Origin of the sequence: Providencia sp. R33, assembly GCF_019343475.1 — a bacterium.
In the GTDB taxonomy this organism is placed as follows: Bacteria; Pseudomonadota; Gammaproteobacteria; order Enterobacterales; family Enterobacteriaceae; genus Providencia.
Genome location: NZ_CP072453.1, coordinates 2,594,134 through 2,617,909, shown reverse-complemented (window position 1 = coordinate 2,617,909; position 23,776 = coordinate 2,594,134). Strand labels below are relative to the sequence as shown.

General features: G+C 43.2%; 22 protein-coding genes. 8 read left to right on the top strand and 14 right to left on the bottom strand.

Annotated features, from left to right (window positions below; genetic code table 11):
- The first annotated feature begins 2 nt into the window (after window positions 1-2).
- A complete protein-coding gene (locus J6836_RS12310) occupies window positions 3-728 on the top strand; it encodes a YbgA family protein (protein WP_219244335.1) in 726 nt (241 codons plus the stop codon).
- Here the strand turns inward: J6836_RS12310 and nadD are convergent.
- From nadD to J6836_RS12270, 8 genes are all read right to left on the bottom strand, one after another.
- A complete protein-coding gene (gene nadD, locus J6836_RS12305; RefSeq protein ID WP_219244334.1) occupies window positions 716-1,390 on the bottom strand; it encodes a nicotinate-nucleotide adenylyltransferase in 675 nt (224 codons plus the stop codon). The two genes, J6836_RS12310 and nadD, sit on opposite strands and share 13 nt — an antisense overlap.
- Window positions 1,383-2,414: a DNA polymerase III subunit delta gene (gene holA / locus J6836_RS12300; protein ID WP_219244333.1), complete on the bottom strand. Its 1,032-nt coding sequence runs from the start codon at window positions 2,412-2,414 to the stop codon at window positions 1,383-1,385. The genes nadD and holA overlap by 8 nt, the downstream gene beginning before the upstream one ends.
- Entirely contained in the window at window positions 2,414-2,953 is a 540-nt protein-coding gene (gene lptE / locus J6836_RS12295; protein ID WP_219244332.1) for an LPS assembly lipoprotein LptE, read from the bottom strand. Before lptE ends, holA begins: the two co-directional genes overlap by 1 nt.
- A 30-nt stretch (window positions 2,954-2,983) precedes the next feature.
- Window positions 2,984-5,566, bottom strand: coding sequence for a leucine--tRNA ligase (gene leuS / locus J6836_RS12290; RefSeq protein ID WP_219249501.1), 2,583 nt, complete (start codon window positions 5,564-5,566; stop codon window positions 2,984-2,986).
- Between the two features lie 348 nt (window positions 5,567-5,914).
- The gene (locus J6836_RS12285) at window positions 5,915-6,640 is read right to left on the bottom strand and encodes an amino acid ABC transporter ATP-binding protein (protein WP_219244331.1); all 726 of its coding nucleotides are present in this window, start codon (window positions 6,638-6,640) and stop codon (window positions 5,915-5,917) included.
- Window positions 6,637-7,314, bottom strand: coding sequence for a glutamate/aspartate ABC transporter permease GltK (gene gltK / locus J6836_RS12280; RefSeq protein ID WP_219249499.1), 678 nt, complete (start codon window positions 7,312-7,314; stop codon window positions 6,637-6,639). Before gltK ends, J6836_RS12285 begins: the two co-directional genes overlap by 4 nt.
- Before the next feature lie 4 nt (window positions 7,315-7,318).
- Window positions 7,319-8,059 carry an amino acid ABC transporter permease gene (locus J6836_RS12275; protein ID WP_219244330.1) on the bottom strand — a complete coding sequence of 247 codons (741 nt, stop codon included), beginning with the start codon at window positions 8,057-8,059 and terminating at the stop codon, window positions 7,319-7,321.
- A 115-nt stretch (window positions 8,060-8,174) separates the two neighbouring features.
- On the bottom strand, window positions 8,175-9,041 hold the full coding sequence (locus J6836_RS12270; protein ID WP_442959477.1) for a glutamate/aspartate ABC transporter substrate-binding protein: 867 nt from the start codon (window positions 9,039-9,041) through the stop codon (window positions 8,175-8,177).
- A gap of 615 nt (window positions 9,042-9,656) precedes the next feature.
- On the opposite strand from J6836_RS12270, the gene J6836_RS12265 reads away from it, so the two are divergent.
- The 5 genes from J6836_RS12265 (at window position 9,657) to J6836_RS12245 (ending at window position 14,323) form a co-directional block, all read left to right on the top strand.
- Window positions 9,657-10,064 (top strand): metal resistance protein, encoded by a 408-nt coding sequence (locus tag J6836_RS12265; protein WP_219244328.1) that lies wholly within the window; start codon window positions 9,657-9,659, stop codon window positions 10,062-10,064.
- 48 nt (window positions 10,065-10,112) lie between these two features.
- Window positions 10,113-12,194, top strand: coding sequence for a protein-disulfide reductase DsbD family protein (locus J6836_RS12260; RefSeq protein WP_219244327.1), 2,082 nt, complete (start codon window positions 10,113-10,115; stop codon window positions 12,192-12,194).
- Complete coding sequence (locus J6836_RS12255) at window positions 12,191-12,922, top strand: DsbA family protein (RefSeq protein WP_219244326.1); 732 nt, start codon at window positions 12,191-12,193, stop codon at window positions 12,920-12,922. The genes J6836_RS12260 and J6836_RS12255 overlap by 4 nt, the downstream gene beginning before the upstream one ends.
- 258 nt (window positions 12,923-13,180) lie before the next feature.
- On the top strand, window positions 13,181-13,681 hold the full coding sequence (locus J6836_RS12250) for a protein disulfide oxidoreductase (protein WP_219244325.1): 501 nt from the start codon (window positions 13,181-13,183) through the stop codon (window positions 13,679-13,681).
- Window positions 13,682-13,792: 111 nt separating this feature from the next.
- Window positions 13,793-14,323, top strand: a complete 531-nt coding sequence (locus tag J6836_RS12245) for a protein K (protein WP_219244324.1) — start codon at window positions 13,793-13,795, stop codon at window positions 14,321-14,323.
- 47 nt (window positions 14,324-14,370) lie between these two features.
- Here the strand turns inward: J6836_RS12245 and J6836_RS12240 are convergent, their stop codons facing one another.
- On the bottom strand, window positions 14,371-15,084 hold the full coding sequence (locus J6836_RS12240; RefSeq protein ID WP_219244323.1) for an NUDIX hydrolase: 714 nt from the start codon (window positions 15,082-15,084) through the stop codon (window positions 14,371-14,373).
- Window positions 15,085-15,235: 151 nt separating this feature from the next.
- Here J6836_RS12240 and J6836_RS12235 point away from each other — a divergent pair, with 151 nt between their 5' ends.
- Both J6836_RS12235 and J6836_RS12230 read left to right on the top strand, forming a co-directional pair.
- A complete protein-coding gene (locus J6836_RS12235; protein WP_219244322.1) occupies window positions 15,236-16,255 on the top strand; it encodes an SPFH domain-containing protein in 1,020 nt (339 codons plus the stop codon).
- The gene (locus J6836_RS12230; RefSeq protein WP_219249497.1) at window positions 16,255-17,178 is read left to right on the top strand and encodes a sugar kinase; all 924 of its coding nucleotides are present in this window, start codon (window positions 16,255-16,257) and stop codon (window positions 17,176-17,178) included. Before J6836_RS12235 ends, J6836_RS12230 begins: the two co-directional genes overlap by 1 nt.
- A gap of 55 nt (window positions 17,179-17,233) precedes the next feature.
- Here the strand turns inward: J6836_RS12230 and lnt are convergent, their stop codons facing one another.
- The 5 genes from lnt to miaB form a co-directional block, all read right to left on the bottom strand.
- A complete protein-coding gene (lnt, locus tag J6836_RS12225) occupies window positions 17,234-18,766 on the bottom strand; it encodes an apolipoprotein N-acyltransferase (protein ID WP_219244321.1) in 1,533 nt (510 codons plus the stop codon).
- Window positions 18,766-19,650, bottom strand: a complete 885-nt coding sequence (gene corC / locus J6836_RS12220; RefSeq protein WP_219249496.1) for a CNNM family magnesium/cobalt transport protein CorC — start codon at window positions 19,648-19,650, stop codon at window positions 18,766-18,768. Before corC ends, lnt begins: the two co-directional genes overlap by 1 nt.
- 809 nt (window positions 19,651-20,459) lie before the next feature.
- Window positions 20,460-20,927, bottom strand: a complete 468-nt coding sequence (gene ybeY, locus J6836_RS12215; protein WP_219244320.1) for an rRNA maturation RNase YbeY — start codon at window positions 20,925-20,927, stop codon at window positions 20,460-20,462.
- A complete protein-coding gene (locus J6836_RS12210) occupies window positions 20,928-21,926 on the bottom strand; it encodes a PhoH family protein (protein ID WP_425299655.1) in 999 nt (332 codons plus the stop codon).
- 93 nt (window positions 21,927-22,019) lie between these two features.
- Window positions 22,020-23,450 (bottom strand): tRNA (N6-isopentenyl adenosine(37)-C2)-methylthiotransferase MiaB, encoded by a 1,431-nt coding sequence (miaB, locus tag J6836_RS12205; RefSeq protein WP_219244319.1) that lies wholly within the window; start codon window positions 23,448-23,450, stop codon window positions 22,020-22,022.
- Window positions 23,451-23,776 lie beyond the last annotated feature (326 nt).

Sequence of the window (23,776 nt, the reverse complement as noted above, 5' to 3'; positions counted from 1 at the left end):
GAGTGCAAATAGTTAAGCCACAAGTTTTTATTTTTGAAGGGATTAATCACATCTCGGCAAAAATGCAGGATGACATCGCCCCTATTGTGGAATCCATAACGAATCTATCGCGTATTTCTTGTGCAAGTGGTGCGTTGGGGGTGGTTTGTCCAACACAGAGTCTATCCGAGTTAATTGGGTTATTTCCGGCGAATATCCCTATTTTAACCGAGGATAAACTGCAAGATATAGACCATTGGGATGCTTTTTTAACCCAGTTATATACTTTGCAGCGGCTTGAATATTTGCAACAGCAGTTAACTCATCATGAAATAATCCAATTCCATAGTCGTCATAAATATTTGATTATGGCCTACTCCCCTGTAGGGTACCAATTAACAGGCCGCATAGTGGCGAATATTCGCAAAGGCAGTGACCTGACGTTATTTTTTAATCAATATAAAGCGTGCTTGATGGAAATATTTGCGACCGTTGCACCTAAAAATATTCAAGTAAACGCCCTTAGTCATATGCAAGGCTATTTTAAACACAAAGCGACGCAAGATGAAAAAAAACGGTTGCTGTGGCTAATTAATGATTATCGAGAAGGGAATTTGCCTATTAATCGGCCATTAATGATGATGCAGCAACTGTTGCAGCAATATCCAGATAACTACCTTCAGGAACAATATTTCTTTGCACCTTACCCTAATTGCGATGTATTAAGGGAAAGCCCTTATCGTTGGTAAAGGCCTTGTTGGTGAATATACTGCAAAACAGCTTCTGGAATTAAATCGCGACAGCTATCGCCAGCCATTAATTTTTGACGGATATCTGTAGCGGAAATATTAATAAGCGGAGTATCCCCTAAAAAAATATAACCATGAGGGGTGCTGCGTAATTTTTCAGGCTGCGTTGTTTTATGTTGTGAAAGCCATGCCTGCATTTTCGGGTCGGTAAACTGTGCTGCATACCCCGGACGTGAGCAAACCAATAAATGGCAGTTATCTAGTATTTTATCCCACCCATGCCACGTATTAATGGAAAGCAACGAATCTTGCCCAATAATAAAAGCTAGGGGTTGTGCTACGCCCATTTCTTGGCGTAATTCGGTTAGTGTTTCAATAGTATAAGAGGGCGAATTTTTTTCGAGTTCCCGTGTGTCAATCGTAAATAACGGGTTGTCCTGAATGGCTAATTTCACCATTTCCAATCGCTGGGATGGGCTTGCTTCAGGCTGTGGACGATGTGGAGGAACGTGGTTAGGCAGCAAAAGAACTTTCTGCAACCCAACTTGCTCTGCGAGTGCTTGAACCGGGCGCAAATGACCATAATGGATTGGGTCGAATGTCCCGCCAAATAACGCTTGCAAGCCAAGCGTATTTTCCTTTGGGGTGTACTTATTAGCCATGAATAAAATTCTCTGCGAATGCTTTGCCACATAGCAACATAGACAGGGATTGAAGATCAGGCCATGCAGAATGGCTAAAATCTTGCTTAATATGAAGTTCTGCTTGGGTAAGTAGCATTAACGCAGATTGTAATTGATGTAAGCTCAAACGCTGCAAGGCTTCAGTCATCACTCCACGACGGTTTTGCCAGACCTTGTGTTGATCAAATAAGGTTTTTAACGATGTGGTTGTTGATTGGCGTTTTAAGGTAATCAACAACATCAACTCCCGTTGGATTGAGCGTAGCAAAATAACAGGTTCAACATCTTCATGTTGTAGTTGCTCAAGAATATGCCATGAGCGACGAGATTTGCCTGCTAAGAGGGCATCAACCCAATGAAACGGCGTAAAGTGAGCGGAATCATTCACCGCGCTTTCGACTCGAGGGTAGGTCAATTTGCCGTCTGGATAGAGCAATGAAAGTCGTTCAAGGGCTTGTGCTAACCCTAATAAATTCCCTTCATAACAATAGCAAAGCAACTGGTTTGCTTCTGCTTCGAGGGATAACCGCATACTGTAAGCGCGTTTAGATACCCATTGAGGTAAGCGTTGATATTCAGGTGTTAAACAACTGACATAAATCGCATCTTGGCTAATTGCCTTAAACCATGCACTGTTTTCTTGGGCTTTGGTTAACTTGTGCCCACGCAGCACTAACAGTAAATCAGCATGCAATAATTGGGAAAGCTGGTTTAATTTTTCTGCCATAGCCGCATTGGGGCCATTTTCAGGGAGCAGTAAGGTGAGCGTTTGACGGCTGGCGAATAAGCTCAGTGCTTGGCACAGGCTAAAAATTTCATCCCAATCCGTGTTTTGCTCAAGGGCGAAAGTAAAATGCTCTTCGAAACCCTGCTCAATAGCGGCTTTGCGAATCGCATCCTGACTTTCTTGAAGAAGGAGGGGCTCATTGCCCCAAATTAAATAGCGGCCTCTTAGAGACTCTTGTAACGAAGAGGCCAGCTGTTCAGGGTAAATACGTGTCATTATGGTTGAGTGTTAGCTTCAGCAGCTTGAGTTTTCGCTTTTTCAAGTTCAGCTGAGTGAACCAACAGTAACTTACGGACGATGTTGCGTGCCGCTTGCTCTTGCATTTCTTGCCTAACAATCTCTTTTTCCGCATCTTTTGCAAGTGCTTCTAACGGGTTGTCAAAGAAAGTACGTTCTACGCGGCTTTGCAGCGGGTAAATCGCACCATCTGGCATTAAAACTTGCGCATTCATAGTGAACGTTAATTGTTTCTCGGCAGCTTTACCATCTTGATAAATTGAGACCGTTTCGGTGTTTTCACTGGAACCGGTGATTTTCAAAATAGGGACGCTCGCGTTACCTGTTTCGAGAATTGTCACGTTATTGAGACGCAATTGTTCCCGAAGAGCACGCGTAAGGTAGCCGTATGGGTCGTTTGAACTCAGTTGCAATGTTTTCAATTCTTCAGGAATTTGTGTTGTTCCTTGTAAACGAAAACCGCAACCTGCGGTGACTAGCACCGCAAGACTCAAAAATAAAGTTATCAGATAACGCACCTGGCCTCCTTATCAGCCAACAACCTAATATCAACCTACAACAAGGTTCAGCAATTTGCCTGGTACATAGATTACTTTGCGAATACTCACTTCTTCAAGGTATTTCGCGACGCTTGACTCTTTTTGAGCCATATCCAAAACAAATTCCTGATTTGCATCAGCTGGTACGGTAATACGCCCGCGGACTTTACCATTGACCTGAACGACAACCAATTTGGTGTCATCAATCATGGCTTTTTCATCAGCGATAGGCCAGTTTGCAAAATCAACATCTTCTTGATGGCCCAGCGCTTTCCACATTTCGAAGCAAACGTGTGGAATAATAGGGTTAAGCATCAAGGTAATTGCTTCAAGAGACTCTTGCACTAATGCACGGTCTTGTTCGCTTTCTTGTGGTGCACGAACCAATTTGTTCATGAATTCCATGATAGCAGCGATAGCAGTATTGAATGCATAACGGCGACCCACGTCATCAGTCACTTTCGCGATAGTTTTGTGTAAGTCACGACGTAAATCTTTTTGTTCAGGGGTTAATGCATTGATATCTAAAGGTGAAACTGCACCTTTTTGTGTGTGTTCATGCACTAAACGCCAGACGCGACGAACGAAACGGTTAGCCCCTTCAACGCTCGATTCTTGCCACTCAAGGGTTAACTCCGGTGGAGCAGCGAACATCATAAACAGACGAACGGTATCAGCACCGTATTTTTCGACCATTAATTGCGGGTCAATACCGTTGTTTTTCGACTTAGACATTTTGCTCATACCAGTATAAACCAGTTCATGGCCTTCTGCGTCTACGGCTTTAACAATACGGTTTTTATCGTCACGCTCAACAATCGCTTCTGCTGGAGAAACCCAAACACGTTGGCCGTCACTTCCGGTGTAATAGAACGCATCAGCTAAAACCATACCTTGGCACAGTAAGCGTTTAGCGGGTTCATCGGAGTTTACTAAGCCTGCATCACGCATCAGTTTGTGGAAGAAGCGGAAATACATAAGGTGCATGATAGCGTGTTCGATACCACCGATATATTGGTCTACAGGTAACCAATAGTTTGCCGCGGTTGGGTCTAACATGCCTTCATCGTGTTGTGGGCATGTATAACGAGCGTAGTACCAAGACGACTCCATAAAGGTATCGAAGGTATCAGTTTCACGCAGCGCTGGCTGACCATCAATGGTGATTTTTGCCCACTCAGGATCCGCTTTAATCGGGCTGGTGATACCATTCATCACAACGTCTTCAGGTAAAATGACCGGCAGTTGATCTTCAGGAACAGGAACGACAGTGCCATCTTCCAATGTAGCCATTGGGATTGGTGCGCCCCAGTAACGTTGACGAGAAACGCCCCAGTCGCGTAAGCGATAATTCACTTTGCGTTGGCCAGCACCTAAAGCAACCAGTTTGTCAGAAATCGCATTAAAGCCAGCTTCGTTATCTAAGCCACTAAATTCACCTGAGTTAATCAGGGAATTTTTCTCTGTCATGGCTTCTTCAGTTAAATCAGGCTCGTTACCTTCTGCATCAGCAATGACGGCTTTGATTGGCAAATTGTATTTGTGAGCAAATTCCCAGTCACGTTGGTCGTGAGCAGGAACCGCCATGACCGCACCAGTGCCGTATTCCATTAATACGAAGTTAGCGACCCAAATCGGTAATTTCTCTTGGGTTAATGGGTGGATAACATACAAACCTGTCGCCATGCCTTTTTTATCCATGGTCGCCATATCCGCTTCTGCGGTTTTGGTGTTACGGCATTCATCAATAAATTGGGCTAATTCAGCGTTGTTTGCTGCCGCTTCTTTTGCCAGAGGATGGCCTGCAGCAACGGCGACATAGGTTGCACCCATAAAGGTATCTGGACGAGTGGTGTAAACGGTTAAGGTTTCAGCACGATCCGCGACGTTAAAGGTAATTTCAGTCCCTTCAGAGCGGCCAATCCAATTGCGTTGCATGGTTTTAACTTGCTCAGGCCAATCTTCTAATTTATCCAGATCGTTGAGCAGCTCTTCTGCGTAATCGGTGATTTTAATAAACCACTGTGGAATTTCTTTACGTTCAACTGGGGTGTCACAACGCCAGCAGCAGCCATCAACTACTTGCTCGTTCGCCAGAACGGTTAAGTCATGTGGGCACCAGTTAACCGCTGAAGTTTTTTTATACACTAAGCCTTTTTCATATAACTTAGTGAAGAACCATTGTTCCCAACGGTAATATTCAGGGGTACAAGTGGTGACTTCGCGATCCCAATCATAACCAAAGCCCAACATTTTCAGTTGGCCTTTCATATAATCAATATTGGCGTATGTCCAAGGTGCAGGTGCAGTGTTGTTTTTAACCGCAGCGCCTTCAGCGGGTAGACCAAACGCATCCCAACCAATCGGCTGGAGAACGTTTTTCCCCAACATGCGTTGGTAGCGGGAAATTACGTCACCAATGGTGTAGTTACGTACGTGGCCCATGTGTAGTCGACCAGAAGGGTAAGGTAGCATGGACAGGCAGTAGTATTTCTCTTTGCTGTTGTCTTCAGTCACTTTGAAAGTTGCTTTTTCATCCCAGTGACGCTGTACTTTAGGCTCTATATCTTCTGGACGATATTGTTCTTGCATGGCACCGATAATCCTATGGTGAATAAAGGCTACATCTGTAGCGTGAATGTCTTTCTTAATTAAGATCCGCATAGCATAGCGGATCCTTACCGAAAACAACAATAGTTGATTAGCTGAACCTACGGGGGAAGCTGGATATTGCTTTTCGGGGAACGGAGTCAGTATATTTTACTCTGATGACCAAACAACTTAACTAAAAAGTCAGGTAAATGGTAGTGGTTTCTTGAACTATTTCAAATTCATCGAGTTGTTGTGGATTTTTATCCATGAATAATCGCAATTTGGTGTGTGAATCGGTGCGAAATTGTGACCTGAAGAGGAGGGAGCCAAATGGCTCCCTGTAAAAAATTAATGCAGAATTTTCGCCAAGAAATCTTTGGCGCGGTCGGATTGTGGGTTAGCAAAAAAGTCTTCTTTCTTGCTGTCTTCAACAATCTTACCTTCATCCATAAAAATCACGCGATTAGCCACTTTTTTGGCGAAGCCCATTTCGTGGGTGACCACCATCATGGTCATACCCTCATTGGCGAGTTCCACCATAACATCAAGCACTTCGTTGATCATTTCAGGGTCAAGTGCTGATGTTGGCTCATCAAACAGCATCGCAATTGGGTCCATGCAAAGAGCGCGAGCGATAGCCACACGTTGCTGCTGACCACCTGAAAGCTGTGCTGGGAACTTATTTGCATGGCTGGATAAGCCAACACGCTCCAACAGCTTCAAACCTTTAGCTTCAGCCGCTTTTTTATCGCGATTAAGGACCTTAACTTGCGCTAATGTCAGATTTTCAATAATGGATAAATGTGGGAATAATTCAAAGTGTTGGAATACCATTCCTACTTTAGAACGCAGTTTCGCAAGGTCTGTTTTTTTGCTATTGACCTGAATATCATTCACAAAAATCTCACCCTGCTGAATAGGTTCCAAACCATTCACTGTTTTTATTAATGTGGATTTACCCGAACCAGATGGCCCGCAAACTACCACAACTTCGCCTTTTTTAACTTCAGTTGTGCAGTCTGTCAGCACCTGAAATTGGCCATACCATTTAGAGACATTTTTCAGGGTAATCATGAAACAGTCCTTTTCTTAAGATAATTCACTAACATTGAAGCGCCAAAACTGATAATAAAGTACACCAGACCTGCAAACAGTACCATCTCTACCTGCGTGCCATCTCGCTCACCAATGTTTGTGGCGGTACGGAAGAAGTCGGTTAAGCTCAGGACATACACAAGGGATGAATCCTGAAATAACACAATACCCTGCGTTAATAACAGTGGCACCATCGCTTTAAATGCTTGTGGTAGCACGACGAGTCTCATGGTTTGCATTTGTGTCATGCCTAGTGCTAATGCAGCAGAGGCTTGACCTCGGGAAATACTTTGAATACCTGCCCGAATAATTTCGGAGTAATAAGCCGCTTCAAAAAGAGAGAAGGCTATCATTGCTGAAATCAAACGAATATCATTTTTTGGTGATAAGCCTAGAACATTTTGCAATAAGCTAGGAACGATTAAATAGAACCATAACAAGACCATAACCAGTGGAATGGAACGGAACGTATTGACATACAGCGCAGCAAACCAGCTAATTGGCTTGAAGGTCGATAAACGCATTACCGCCAATACGGTTCCCCATAAAATTCCGACCACAATAGCGGTTACCGTGATTTTAGCTGTCACAATAAAGCCATCAATTAAGAAGGGCATGCTTGGGGCAATTGAGCTCCAGTCAAAATCATAAATCATCTTATCGCCCTCCTAATGTGCCAGGTAAGCGAACTTTGCGCTCTAATAGCGTCATCAAAATCATAATGACGACGTTAATACCTACATAAGCTAATGTGATTGCAGTGAATGATTCCCATGCATGAGCCGAGTAATCGAGCAGCTTACCTGCTTGCGCCGCCATATCGACTAAGCCAATGGTGGAGGCAATGGCGGAGTTTTTCACTAAGTTCAACATTTCTGAGGTCATTGGTGGCAAAATCACGCGATATGCATTTGGCAATAGCACGTAGCGATAGGTTTGTGGCAAGGTTAGCCCCATGGCTAACGCCGCACTTTTTTGCCCTCTAGGCAGGGATTGGATTGCGGCGCGTACTTGCTCGGTCATACGTGCTGCTGTAAATAATCCAAGGCATAACATTGAGGAAATAAAGAATTGGTAGTTAGGATCTAACTCCATTTTAAACCAATCGCCAATAGAGCGCGGAAGCAGCTCAGGGATCACTAAATACCATGTGAAGAATTGCACGATGAGTGGCACGTTACGGAATAATTCCACATAAGCGGTACCTAAAAAGGCTAAAAAGCGGTTAGGGACTGTACGTAAAATACCGAAGAATGAACCAACTAAGAATGCGATAATCCATGCGCAAATAGAAAGTGTGACAGTGACTTCTAGGCCAGATATTAACCACCCTAAATAGGTGGTATTCCCAAACGGGGCTTCCTGAAGGAAAATCCCCCAATTCCAATTAATTGACATAATTTTGACTTCCTGTGGGCAATTAGATTGTCCCGAATACTGCGAAGAGTGAGCAAGGCGGGGAACGACCGCCTTGCAACCCTTACTTCCAGTAACACCCTGTTTGTCTTTTTTATTAGTTTAGTGCTTTGTCATTTGGCGCTTTAAACAGTGCTTTCATTTCATCGGACAAAGTAAATTTCAGATTCAGATTTTTTGGTGGGATAGGTTGGTTAAACCAACGGTCGAAGGATTTTTCAGCTTTGCCCGAGGTTTGTGCAGTTGCGATAGTTTCATCGACCAGCGCTTTGAATTGCGGGTCATCTTTGCGCAACATACAGCCATAGGCTTCTTCAGTTTGTGGCTTACCAACGATTTCCCAAATTTCAGGTTTTTTCGCTTTCGCACGTTCACCCGCTAACAGTGCATCGTCCATCATAAAGGCGACAGCACGGCCTGACTCTAAAGTACGGAATGAATCACCATGGTCTTTGGCGCTGATAATGCGCATTTTCATGTTCTTTTCGTCATTTAATTGATTTAACAGGATTTCAGATGTTGTACCTGAGGTCACAACAACGTTTTTCCCTGCTAAATCAGCAAAATCTTTGACGCCAGAATCTTTCTTAGTGAGTAAGCGTGTACCCACCACGAAAATTGTGTTGGAGAATGCCGCTTGTTTTTGTCTTTCTACGTTATTGGTGGTTGAACCACATTCGAAGTCAAAGGTGCCATTTTGCAGTAATGGAATACGGTTTTGCGAAGTAATTGGGATTAACTTCACTTGTAGATCAGGCATATTCAATTTTTTCTTCACTGCATCAACGATTTCGTTTGAGTAGTCCTGTGAATAGCCAACGACTTTTTGGTTATTGTCATAATAAGAAAATGGCACGGAGGACTCACGGTGACCTACAACAATCACACCGTTGTCTTTGATTTTTTTCAGAGTACCGTTTAGCTCGTCTGCTTGAACCGCGCAGGTTGCACCTAAAATCATCATCGATAATACAAGCTTACTTATACGCATAATTACAGCTCCTTTAAAACATCGGTGTAAACCCGCCATATTTCAAATGTTCCCTACCATGGAACGAGGTCACACTTGAATGACGTTGGCTTTGTTGTGTTGTATTTGCTGATGTATCGAGGATTTCGATAATGCCACGATCATCGGCTGTATGTTTTATTATTGTTAAAAAGTAATTAAATTTGTTAATTAATGAAAATGGATTGTTTCAATTTCGGGAGCTATCTCGCATATTATTTGGTGCATTCTTGAATCAGCGCACTAATATGATGAATAACGACTAAAAATTGCTTAAAACTGATAATCGTGCACTGTTAGGGTGCAAGCTATCGTCACTTTCATTTCTGTATAAGATGTAGCAATTTCTGTGCCGAGTTTTAGAGATAGGTGAATTTTTGTTTATCAAAAAGGGAAATGTATTTGTAAAGTTAGATGATGCTACTTGTACGGAACGTTTTGCTGTGTAAGATGTAACCTCCATTTAACTTATAGATGGCATAGCGGTTTTAGTCAAAGTTCGATCTCCATCGTTATTATTGCTAAAGTTGTTTAATTGGTGTTATTTCAGGAAGATATACCGAGAAACGCATGAACAGGCATTTAAAATTAGGTAAAGGATTAGTGATATTCGCCTGTCTGATGGTATTGATTTGTATGAATCAGCGAGCCGTCGGAGAGCGTCTATTTGCCAATTTTTTTGTGCCAAATGTTTTAGTTCAAGCACAAAACAATGCGGGTTCTAACCTTTCTTATATAGACAAATCTCAATTAGAACAGAATGATAGTGGCACACATCTTTCCAGTTGCGAGCTTAGTGCTAAATCATTAATCACGTTGCTGCCTGCTGTTATTGAACCTTTCTTCTTTATGTTTCTTGCTTTAGCTGCATTAATGGTATTTTGCACTAATCTATTTATATCTAGAGCAAACAATGAAGAAAAACATGCCCCTCCAAGAGTCAGACGACACTTACAATTTTGTAATCTTCGGAATTAGCGCACAACGAATTTCAATTCGTTGGTGTAATTTATTCTGGAGGAAACAATGCGTTTTTTAATTAATTCATTTTTGGTTTTATTTACTTTATTTTCTAGCAGCTTACAGGCTGCGGATACGGGGTGGTTGCAACCTGCAAAAACCGGGTGGATGAGTGATAACACCCCAATGCATGCACAAGTGCGCTTGCTGAGTTCGACTCAACAGGACGACGGCAAAATTGATGTTTTGCTAGATGTGAAGCTCGATGATGGCTGGAAGACTTATTGGCGCTCACCGGGAGAAGGGGGCGTTGCACCTGAAATCGCTTGGTCAAGTCCCGTAGAAACAATCGATTGGCAGTGGCCTGCGCCAGGGCGTTTTGATGTGGCAGGGGTATCAACCCAAGGTTATATGGGGGATATTGTATTTCCCATCACAGTTTCTAGTTCAGACAAACTTGATAAATTATCGGGTGTGTTAACACTATCGACCTGTAGTAATGTCTGTATTTTAACCGATTATCCTTTCGAACTCGATTTAACTGAGCCCGCTCCCGCTGATTTTACGTGGGCGTTTAACCAAGCCAAAGGCGCCGTACCGCCTACAAGTGGCTTAGTCGAGCAAGCCAAAGCGGGTTTTGCGAATGAAAAACTGGTTATTGAGCTGCAAAAAAATTCAGGTAGTGCATGGATTAAACCCAATATTTTCACTGATGTAGTCGATGGCGCTGTTTTAGGTGTACCAGTGATCAAAACATCAGGGAACAATCTTACTGCAACTATAGATGTAAGTGATGACTGGGGGGATGCATCGCCTAACTTAACAGGCAAAACTGTCTCATTTGTGGTCACCGACGGTGATATTTCCCAGCAAATAAGCAGTGAAGTAACACCATTTACTGGTTCAATTAGTCAAAATGGTGCGGGCAGTGCAATTTCGTTGTGGCAAGTGGTATTGTTTGCGGTGGTTGGCGGGTTAATTCTTAACTTGATGCCATGCGTTCTCCCTGTGCTTGCAATGAAACTAGGCTCCGTGCTGATGGTGCCACAAGGTGAACAAAAAACCATTCGCCGCCAGTTTTTACTCTCTTCCTCTGGGATCTTAGTTTCCTTCTGGTTACTCGCCCTGTTGATGACCCTATTACGTGTTGGCCAGCAGGCTGTTGGCTGGGGGATTCAGTTCCAAAATCCGTGGTTTATTGGCTTTATGGTGCTAGTCACTGCACTGTTTACAGCCAATTTATTCGGTTTATTCGAAATTAACCTCGGTAGTAAAGCGAACACACGCCTTGCGACAGCAGGTGGCCATGGTAACAGTGGGCATTTCTGGCAAGGGGTATTTGCTACCTTATTAGCGACCCCATGTTCTGCACCATTTTTGGGCACCGCAGTGGCCTTTGCCCTCGCCGCACCAATGAGTGAATTATGGTTAATTTTTACAGCATTGGGTGTTGGGATGAGCCTACCTTGGTTACTGATTGCCGCTTTTCCAACTATTGCGAAATTACTTCCGAAACCAGGCACATGGATGCTGAAATTGCGTGCTGTGCTTGGTCTGATGATGTTAGTGTCTAGCCTATGGTTAATTAGCTTATTAATTCCTCATTTTGGTGCAACGTATTCCACCTCGATTGCGATCGCATTCTTGGTCTTATTGGTGGTGTTTATTGCTATCAAAAAAGGGATAAAAGCAGCTATTTTCCCATTGGTGTTATTTGCACTGTTTGCGGGCGCTTTTGTTTGGATGACTCAAGGGCAGCAGACGGGAAGCCGTTCGTTAGTGAAAGATACGGTAAATTGGCAACCGTTGACTGAGCAGGCTATCACCGATGCCTTAGCGCAAAACAAGCGCGTCTTTATTGATGTCACTGCAGAGTGGTGCGTGACCTGTAAGGCGAACAAATATAATGTATTGTTAAGAGATGATATTCAGCAACTGTTAGGTGAGCCGGATGTTGTCGCATTGCGGGGAGATTGGACGAAACCGTCTCCTGAAATCACTGCATTCTTGCAAAAACGTGGGCAAGTTGCGGTACCTTTTAATCAAATCTATGGCCCTAACTTGGCCGGCGGCGAAGTTCTGTCAACATTACTTGACCGTGAATCGTTAATCTCAGTTATGGATCAGGCCAAAGGAGCCTCAAAATGAAAAAAACAATTTTAGCTGTTCTGTTCTCATCACTTATGATTGGTGCAACAGCACAAGCAGCCCCATTAACGGCAGACCAAGAAGCGCAAGTGCGTAAATTAGTGCGTGATACCTTAGTTGAAAACCCAGAAATTCTAGAAGAAGCCATTGTCGCGCTGCAAGCGAAGCAAGGCGAAAAACAACAAGCGCAGATGAAAGAAACGTTAAAAGCGGAGCAAAATGCCTTATTTAACGACCCAACAAGCCCGCGCATAGGTAAAAAAGATGCCAAATTGGTGTTAGTTAACTTTACCGATTTTAACTGCCCATATTGCAAACGTTTTGACCCGCAACTGATGGATATCGTGAAAAAATACCCAGATGACGTAGCGGTAGTGATCAAGTATTTACCATTCAAAGGCCAAACATCATTAGATTCAGCACAACTGACCATGACTCTCTGGCAAGAAGACCCGAAAGCATTCGAAGCGCTGCATCATAAATTCATGCAAAAACAAGGCATGCTGTCAGATGCAAATATCAAAGATGCGCTCAAAGCAACGGGTAACGATAAGCTCAAAGCGAGTGAGAAAAGCCGTGAAGGCATCCGCACAAACATGATGTTAGCGGAAAAACTTGGGGTGAATGGAACGCCAGCGACGCTAGTGGGCGATGAGATGATCCCAGGGGCCATTGATGCTCAGCAGTTTGAAGAGGTGGTGAAGGAGCAGCTCGCTAAGCTGAAATAATTCCTCGTCCTTGTCATAGTTCGCGCTGTGGCGTTGTTGGCTGCTCTTGACTACGTGGGTCACTTACTTGTGTATGCTCCCCACAATAGTCTCGTTTGCCGCCTAGCCACAACCCGAATTATTTAGAGGATAAGTTTGAGGGAAAAGCATTAGGAAACAATGTATTTTTTAAATAGCAAAGCATTCATTTCAGTTGAATGTTTTGGTTTTTTACATCTTAAGTTTGGGCTATTTGAAGAAAAGTTGGTTAATAACCTTATGAATAGACTAAAAAAGTGGTCTAAAGAAATTATTGTTCTGGCGGTTATTTTATTTGTTGCCTTTACCGTCATGGACTTGTGGCGCAAGCCGCAAACCCTTGCACCTGTGCTATTAGAACAACACACTTTAGTTAATGGTGAAAGCGTTTCATTGGCAGAACTAAGTAAGGAAAAACCGGTATTGGTTTATTTTTGGGCGACATGGTGCGGGGTATGCAATTTAACCTCGCCAATGGTGTCTGATTTAAGTCAATCAGGTATGCCGATTATCTCGGTTGCCATACGTTCGGGTGAAACACCGCGTTTAATCAATGGAATGGCAAAGAAAGAGCTTAGCTTCCCTGTCATCAACGATATCAACGGGCAGCTTTCCAATGCCGTTGGGGTGAGTGCAACGCCAACATTTATGGTGATTGATAACGGTGAGTTAGTGAGTTTTACCTCGGGTTGGACCAGTTCTTACGGCTTAAAAATGCGCATGTGGTTGGCATCATTCTAGTCTCTTCATCATCCCCTTTAGGTTGAAAAAGGGGATTTTTCTGCCTATAAGTTTAATTTATCATTATGGTAAACTCATTCGGCTATATAAATAATAAAATAGGTGAATGGGATGGTTATGTTTAAAAAAGTGGTTGGGTTACTGTTAGGTGTAGTATTAATCGCAGGGTGTTCCCCCGATGTGGGAGAGAAAAAACCGGTTGAACAAACGTCAGGGTCAACAGCAAATTCAGAATTAAAACAACGCTATGATGAAATAAAAGCCAATTCAACGGAAGATAAAATTAATGCGTTTAATGCCAAAGGGGATGATGACCCGACATTACTACGTGATGTTTTCTTGACTGAAATGGCAAAAGCATTGCCGATGTTGATTGATGACGTCACATTATTGACGGAAGTGACCGCTAACCAAAATGGCATGTTGTTTTACCAATACACCATCAAGGGTATCCCTGATAATGTTCTAGAAGGTAAAAACTGGCAGCAAAATATGCGTGAAATCTTAGATAAAAACTATTGTGGTAAAGATGCAGGTATGAAAATGCTGCATGAAATGTTCCCAGAAGGGATCACGCACAATTACCATAAGTCAGATAAATTGGTTTTCACCTACATAGTGACTCCAGCTATTTGCCACTAATCTTTTTTATAGCGCCTGATAATGGTTTTTATCAGGCGTATCAATAGCTAAAATTCTAAATTGCGAATAAAACGGTAATCGGCTGATTGGGACTTTAAACGGTATAAATTAGCAGGGCGACCCCGTTCATGGCGCTTTTCACCAGTATCAATCAATAAATCGGCTTGCTCTAAACGTCGCCGAAAAGATTTATTTTGCAAGGGCTTACCAATCAATACCTCATGTACGTGTTGTAACTCTGCTAGGGTGAATACATCAGGTAGGGCAAAGCCCGGCACAATTGAATACAGGGATTTTTGTGTTAAGCGAGCTCTGGCTTGTTGGTAAAGTTCAAGATGATCAAATGCGAGGGGGAGCTGTTCAATCTCATCAATCGCTACCCATTTGACGGAATCTACCGTTTCAATATGTGCTTCGCAGGCTTGGTAAGCAATCAATGCGGTATAACATACTGTCACAGACCAACCGCGCGGATCGCGTTGGTGGTTGCCGACTGTACAAAGTTGCTCAATATAAGGGGGGATCACGCCTGTTTTTTCTTTTAGTTTGCGTAAAACCGTCTCTTCTAAGGTTTGATCATTTTGCTCATCAATAAATCCCCCTGGTAAGCCCCATTTCCCTTTTTCGGGGAAACTTGCTCGTTCAACCAATAATACCTTCAACGTGTTTTCATGGTAAGTAAACAAAACGGCATCGACAGTGAGTAAAGGCGATAAGTATTCTTTTCTGTCATAGCTAGCAAGAAACTCTTTTTCATTCATATTGTTACCACTTAACGTTAAAGATGAATTTTAGGGTTAAATCATACACGCAAAAATAGTTATTGTCATTAAGACATTTAATGCTTGACTTGTTTGTGTCTATAAGACAATAATTTATTAAGGTCATAAAGACAATAATGAGGGATCCACTATGATTAACTTTAAATATTTCAAAGCAGACTCATCCACTTTTGTTATTCAATCAGTGAATGGAAAGGTACGTAAGCAAGGCAAAGGGATCAGTTTTTGGTATAACGCAGATAAAACATCGATTGCCGCTTTACCACTCAATGCACAAGAGGCGCCGTTTATTTTTAACCTACAAACTGCTGATTTTCAAAGCTTACGAGTACAGGGGCAAATTTCATTTCAAGTCAAAGAGCCAGAAAAAACGGCCGATGTATTAAATTTTAACTTAACCAAAGACGGGAAAGGTTATTCATCCGAAGACCCATTAAAAATGAGCGACAGGGTGGTACGTGCGGCGCAAACGGTGATCCAAGCGAAAATCCAAAGTACATCATTACGTGATGCATTATTAATTAGCCGTTCATTAGTTACGTTGGTTTCCCAACAGTTAGCGGAACAGTCGGTTATCAATTCATTAGGGATAGACATTCTTGAGGTCTCTATTGCGGCGATTACACCATCACCGGAAACCTTGAAAGCACTTGAAGCGCAGGCGAGGGAGTCCATTCTAAAAGAGGCGGATGATGCGATTTACGCAAGGCGCAAATTCTCTGTTGAGCAAGAACGGACTATCAAAGAGGCAGAATTAGAAACCGATCTCTCCGTTCAAGCGAAAGAGCAGCAAATCGAAGAGGCGCGATTGGATAATGAACGTCGATTATTACGTGAACGTACTGAAATCGAGCAAGAGGAGTTGACCGCACAAGTCAATGCGGAAGAAAAACGCCAAGAATTGGTGGCGCTCAGTGTCGGGAACCAACGTATTCAATCTGATGCAGATGCATATGCCATTGAATCAAAAATGAAAGCCTATAGCCAGTTACCTGTGGAGAATTTAAAAGCGTTAGCGCTGGCCAAAATGGGGCCAGAACAGTTAATGGCGATGGCGTTTGAATCACTGGCACAAAATGCAGGAAAAATTGGTGAGCTTAATATCTCCCCTGATTTATTCGGCCAATTAATGAAAAAAGGGGCTAAATGATGAAAGGAATTGATGATGCGCGTTTTGTCTTAGTCATGCGTAAGACACGCTTACAAGAGCTGATTGAACGTTTTAACACATGGCCGCAAGCCAAATTCTATTTAGAGCATAATCATGTCGAGGTTGATGATTACTTACATGAACATGATTTATACCAACGGCAATTAGTTCAAGCGGAATCTGTATTGAAATCACTAGGTCGATTTCAATTATTAGAAAGAAAATTACTACCCAGTTACCAATTTTCCAAACAGGATATTGTGGTGGTTATTGGGCAAGATGGTTTGGTTGCGAACACGCTAAAATACCTGCAAGGTCAACCTGTGATTGCCATCAACCCAGACCCTGCAAGGTGGGATGGTAAGTTGTTGCCCTTTGAAATCGGTCAATTAAGGGATGTGGTAACCCAGACATTAAAAGGGAAAATGGCACAAAAATCGGTGACTTTTGCTAAGGCCACAACGAATGATGGGCAGTCTTTATTAGCGGTAAATGACTTATTTATTGGCCCCAAAAGCCATACATCAGTGCGGTATCTGCTTAACTGGCAAGGCGAGCAAGAGTTTCAGTCTTCGTCAGGGATCATTATTTCGACAGGTCTTGGGTCAACAGGGTGGTTTCAATCTATTTTGGCCGGCGCTCAGGCGATTACAGGCACAAAAAATCACCCGCTGGCGAATGGATTTTCATGGGGAGACAACAAGTTACAGTTTAGCGTGAGAGAGCCATTCTTAAGTAAAACAACGGGCACAAAGTGGGTTTTTGGGACGATAGAGCCCAATAGTCCATTAGCACTGGAGTCTCTAATGCCTGATAACGGGGTGATTTTTTCAGATGGCATTGAAGAGGATTTTTTGCAATTTAACGCGGGGTGTATTGTGACGGTGGGGATTGCGGATATACAAGGACAACTCATTGCTTAGTTTAATATCATCAGCCTCAATAGACGTTTATTGACTATTGAGGCTGATTAATAACTCAGTGCTTACGGCGTCGGTTCATCGCAAAACCAAGTACACCAAATACAACAACTGTTCCCCACATTGGGTAGTTGCTCCAACGTGCATAAGGGGTTAACCCTGTTGTTGGCGTCACTTTAGTGGCAAGTGTGGCGGTTGTGAATTGTGGCAGCATATCCTGAATAGAACCATCCGCACTGATCACCGCAGTAATACCGTTATTGGTTGAGCGTAGCAGAGGACGACCCAATTCTAAGGAGCGCATCCGTGCCATCTGGAAGTGTTGCCAAGGGCCTATGGATTTTCCAAACCACGCGTCATTTGAAACGGTAAGTAAGTAATCGCTATCAGGTTTAAAGTTATCCCTGACCTGCGTACCTAAAATAATTTCATAACAAATAGCCGCTGTTAGATGAATATTACCAACCGCTAATTGCGCTTGTTCATAATCTCCACGACTAAAACCAGACATCGGCAAATTAAAGAACGGTGCGATAGGGCGCAGTAAATCTTCTAAAGGCACATATTCACCAAATGGCACTAAATGGTGTTTGTTATAACGGTTTTTGGACGGATATAAATATGGTTTTTTATCCCCTAATACAATGATTGTATTATAGAAAGTGTATTCACCGTCCATCGGACGTGCATCGACAATACCTGTAATTAACTGAGTGTTTGACTCTGCTAATAATTGGTCGAGGGATTTAAGCCACGTTTGGTTATCGAGTTCAACGGAAGGCACCGCTGATTCAGGCCAAATAATCAAAGACGCTTTGCCAATATAAGGGCGAGATAGCTCCATATAAGTGTCTTTGGTTTTTTGTAAAAAGCTGGCTTCCCACTTCATCGATTGGGGAATATTGCCTTGAACCAGTGCCACTTCCATTTTTTTGCTTTCAAGGGGGGTAAACCATTGAACATTTTTGGCAATTAATGGAGCAAAAATTAAGGCAGCTGCAACAGCGAGTGCGATAAAGCTGCGGCGCAGGATAGCGAGCACTAACAGACCACTAATGCTAAATAACAGCAATGTAATCATTTCTACCCCAAATACAGGGGCAAGAGCTTTCATCGGCCCATCAATTTGGCTATAACCAAATTGCAGCCATGGGAAGCCAGTTAATACCCAACCTCGCAGAAATTCAGTGACTTGCCAGAGGGTAGGCGCCACAAATACCAAACGCCAAATATTGGCTTTAGGGGCAAGTTTAGCCAGTAAACCACCAAATAGGCCAGTATAAAGCGAAAGGTAAGCAGCTAATAAAATGACAATAAAGACGTTGACAGGCCCTGGCATTCCGCCGAAATCAGCGATACTGACATAGACCCAATTGACGCCACTGCCAAACAAGCCAAATCCCCATGCAAAAGCAATCGCAAAAGATTGTTTTACGTTGCGTTCTAAGGTGAGTAGCAGGAGAAATAAAATAGAGAGAAGCGCGGCAGGCCAGATATCAAAAGGCGAAAAAGCCAGTGTTCCACTGGCTCCGAATAATAAAGCCAGCAGTAACCGCAACCACTGACTTTGATACATAGACGTTGAGTTCATTAAGTCTGTTCTTCTTCCAAAGTAGGAACTGGCGCATCGTCTGGAATTTTCACATGAAGCAGAAGAATTCGACGACTGTCTGCCATAGCAACTTTAAACTGATAATTATCTATTGTGATGGTTTCACCGCGGGAAGGCAAATGACCAAAGGCTTGCATGACCAATCCACCAACGGTATCCACTTCGTCATCGCTAAAATGGGTATTGAAAGCGTCATTGAAATCTTCAATCTGCGTCAATGCGCGGACAGAATAGGAATGACGGCTCAACTGGCGAACATCAACGTCGTCTTGATCGTCATATTCGTCTTCAATTTCACCCACAATCAACTCTAAAATATCTTCAATGGTCACAAGACCAGAAACACCACCAAACTCATCGATAACGATAGCCATATGGTAGCGTTGGGAACGGAACTCTTTGAGTAATCGGTCTACTCGTTTACTTTCAGGGACAACAACCGCTTGGCGCAAGACTTTGTCGATACTAAAAGGCTCAGCATCTGTACGCATAAATGGCAATAAATCTTTTGCCATCAACAGCCCTTCAATGTGGTCTTTGTCTTCGCTGATAACAGGGAAGCGCGAGTGAGCAGAGTCAATAATGACATCCAAGCACTCATCAAGCGTTTGGTTACGTTTTAAGGTAACAATTTGGGAACGCGGGATCATAATGTCGCGCACGCGCTGATCCGCGATATCCATAACCCCTTCAAGCATTTCACGGGTATCAGGATCGATTAAATCGTTTTGCTCAGAGTCGCGGATTAATTCGACTAAATCATCACGATTTTTAGGTTCACCATGGAAAAGGTGATTTAACAGTGCAAAGAACCCTTTCTTAGGGCCAGGGTTATCGCTACTCGAAGAGTTATCGTCGCTCATGGCGGTTAATTTTTTTTTCCTCAAAAAATACTCGTCATACTTCGAACCGCAGCGTTGTTGGCTGCACTCGGCTACCCGAATCACATACTTATGTATGCTCATCGGGTATCCTCGCTGGCCGCCTAGCCGCAATCCGAATTATTTAGAGTATTAAATAGTCGTTACTCGTCATATATCGAACCGCAGCGTTGTTGGCTGCACTCGGCTACCCGAATCACATACTTATGTATGCTCATCGGGTATCCTCGCTGGCCGCCTAGCCGCAATCCGAATTATTTAGAGTATTAAATAGTCGTTACTCGTCATATATCGAACCGCAGCGTTGTTGGCTGCACTCGGCTACCCGAATCACATACTTATGTATGCTCATCGGATATCCTCGCTGGCCGCCTAGCCGCAATCCGAATTATTTAGAGTATTAAATAGTCGTTACTCGTCACATATCGAACCGCAGCGTTGTTGGCTGCACTCGGCTACCCGAATCACATACTTATGTATGCTCATCGGGTATCCTTGCTGGCCGCCTAGCTGCAATCCGAATTATTTAGAGTATTAAATAGTCGTTACTCGTCACATATCGAACCGCAGCGTTGTTGGCTGCACTCGGCTACCCGAATCACATACTTATGTATGCTCATTCATTAATAATCAGCCGAAGCTAAAGTATTTAGAGCGTTGGTTAGTTAATAAAAACAGCTTACTTCATTCTTTTTTAGCATAAAACCGACGGTTTATCTGCAAAATTACCGTCAGTTTTTTGTAAAATAATGCTTTCTTCGTCAAAGACACCTGAAAAAATTATAGTTAGGTCACTCTTTTTCCGCAAGATAGGGGTCTTCATAACCCAATTCTGCCAAGATTTCCGTTTCTAAACCTTCCATTTCCTCGGCTTCATCATCTTCAATATGGTCATAACCTAATAAATGCAAGCAGCCGTGAACCACCATATGTGCCCAATGTTCTTCGGCACTTTTTTGCTGTTCAATGGCTTCTTGCTCAACCACTTGGCGGCAAATAATTAAATCGCCGAGCAGGGGAAGCTCAATTTCAGGTGGCGCTTCAAAAGGAAAAGATAACACGTTGGTTGGTTTATCTTTTCCGCGATAAGTCAGGTTTAAATGGTGGCTTTCCGCTTCATCCACAATACGAATTGTAACTTCACTTTGTGCTTGAAATTTAGGTAATACAGCGGCTAACCAGCGCTCAAAAAGTGCTTCAGAAGGCAAACCTTCAGGGTTTTCACACGCAATTTGTAAATCGAGAATGACGTCACTCATTTATTGGTTTTCCTGCTTTTCCAGCTCTTTTTGCTGTTCTTTTTCTTCACGTAATTGTTGGCGACGCTTGCTATCTTGCTCTTCCCACGCTTCGTAGGCCATAACAACCTTGGCAACGACAGGGTGGCGAACCACGTCTTCACTGTGGAAGAAATTAAAGCTTAAATCATCCACGCCAGACAGCACTTCAATGGCGTGACGCAGACCTGATTTACTGCCGCGCGGTAAGTCGACTTGTGTGATATCCCCGGTCACAACCGCTTTGGAGTTAAAACCAATCCGCGTCAAAAACATTTTCATCTGCTCGATGGTGGTGTTTTGGCTTTCATCTAAAATAATAAACGCATCATTTAATGTCCGTCCACGCATATACGCTAGCGGGGCGACTTCAATAACGTTGCGCTCAATCAGTTTTTCAACCTTTTCAAAGCCTAACATTTCAAATAGGGCATCATAAAGCGGGCGCAAATATGGGTCGACTTTCTGGCTTAAATCCCCAGGTAAGAAACCTAATTTTTCACCAGCTTCAACTGCAGGGCGCGTAAGCAGAATGCGACGAATCTCTTGGCGTTCTAGAGCATCGACCGCGGCAGCTACCGCTAAATAGGTTTTCCCCGTTCCAGCAGGGCCAATACCAAAGGTAATATCATGATCCAAAATATTGGCAATATATTGCGCTTGGTTTGGTGTGCGAGGTTTTATCACGCCACGTTTGGTTTTGATATTCACCGCCTTGCCGTAGTCTGGAACGCTTTCGGCAGATTGCTCTAAAACGCGGCTATCCATGATGGCTAAGTGAATATTTTCAGGGTCGATATCAGGAATAACACCGCGCACAGGCGCGGTATCGACATACAGTTGACGCAAAATTTTGCTCGCCGCTTGAACATTCAACGGCTTGCCCGATAACTTAAAGCGGTTATCACGGCGATTAATTTCGATAGCAAGGCGGCGTTCTAGCTGCTTGATATTATCGTCAAATGGCCCGCAGAGGCTCATTAAACGTTGGTTATCTGCGGGTTCTAGAAAGATTTCTTGTGTTGCGATATGCAAATTTTTTGTCTCGGTCACTGAATATCCTATGGTTGTGGCTTAAGGTTGAAAACTACCAACACCTAGCTCATCTTCTTTACGGGTACGTGCAATAACAGACTCTGGCGATTCATGAACGCGAAGACCCATTTGATCTTCTGTACGAATGACTTTACCGCGTAATGAGTTGGTATAGACATCCACAATTTCAACATCCACAAATTTACCGATCATATCTGGTGTGCCTTCAAAGTTCACCACGCGATTATTTTCGGTTCGTCCAGAAAGCTCCATCACATTTTTACGGGATGTCCCTTCAACTAAAATGCGTTGAACGGTGCCCACCATTTGGCGGCTGAAGCTCAATGCCTGTTGATTAATGCGCTGTTGCAGTAAGTATAGACGCTGTTTTTTCTCATCTTCAGTGACATCGTCAGGTAAGTCTGCCGCTGGCGTACCAGGACGTGCGGAATAGACAAAGCTGTAGCTCATGTCAAAATTTACGTCTGCAATCAGTTTCATGGTTCTTTCGAAATCATCAGTCGTTTCACCCGGGAAACCAACAATAAAGTCAGAACTGATCAGGATACCTGGACGCGCTTCGCGCAGTTTGCGAATAATGGCTTTATATTCGAGTGCGGTATGAGCACGTTTCATCATTGTGAGAACGCGGTCAGAGCCACTTTGTACAGGCAGGTGTAAGAAGCTGACTAATTCAGGCGTATCACGGTAAACTTCGATGATATCGTCAGTAAATTCAATTGGATGGCTAGTGGTGAAGCGAACACGATCGATACCATCAATAGCAGCAACTAAACGCAGTAATTCTGCGAACGAGCAAATTTCACCATCAAACGTTGCGCCGCGATAAGCATTAACGTTCTGACCCAGCAAGTTAACTTCACGTACGCCTTGTGCGGCTAGTTGTGCGATTTCAAATAAGATATCGTCACAAGGGCGGCTGACTTCTTCACCGCGGGTATAAGGCACCACACAGAAAGTACAGTATTTATTACAACCTTCCATAATGGAAACGAATGCGGTTGGGCCTTCAGCACGCGGTTCTGGTAGGCGGTCAAACTTCTCAATTTCAGGGAAGCTGATATCAATAACTGGGCTGCGCGTACCTTGTACTTGGTTGATCATTTCAGGCAGGCGATGCAGTGTTTGTGGACCAAAAACAATATCAACACTCGGCGCACGCTGGCGAATAAAATCCCCTTCTTGGGATGCAACACAGCCACCGACACCAATAATGATGTCAGGGTTTTTATCTTTAAAAAACTTCCAACGACCAAGCTGGTGGAAGACTTTTTCTTGGGCTTTTTCCCGAATCGAGCAGGTGTTAAGCAGCAGTAAATCTGCTTCTTCAGCAATTTCAGTTAGCTGATAACCGTGGGTGCTTTCTAATAAAGAGACCATTTTGGATGAGTCATACTCATTCATTTGGCAGCCCCACGTTTTAATGTATAACTTTTTATTCGTCGACATGTCGTATATCCGGTGTTTTCGAAGCGGCTAGTGTAATGGACCCCGAAACGCGTTGTAAATCCAAAGTCCTACCCTCTTTTGGGAACTCGTTTGCATTTTGATTAAGGACATCATTGTATGATGGAATAAATGCAAAGATAGCGAGAAATAATATCACTTCACGAAATTTAAGGGCAGGCAATTTGCCTATTGTTTTAAAAATTAGGACGTATTGTATTCATTTGGGGCTTCAGTGACTAGGGGGTGTTTATCTTTGATGGTCAATTTTTATTCGAATTAAAGCCATTTTAGGCAAGGCGAGAGGTTCGCCGCCTAGTGAACTAGGC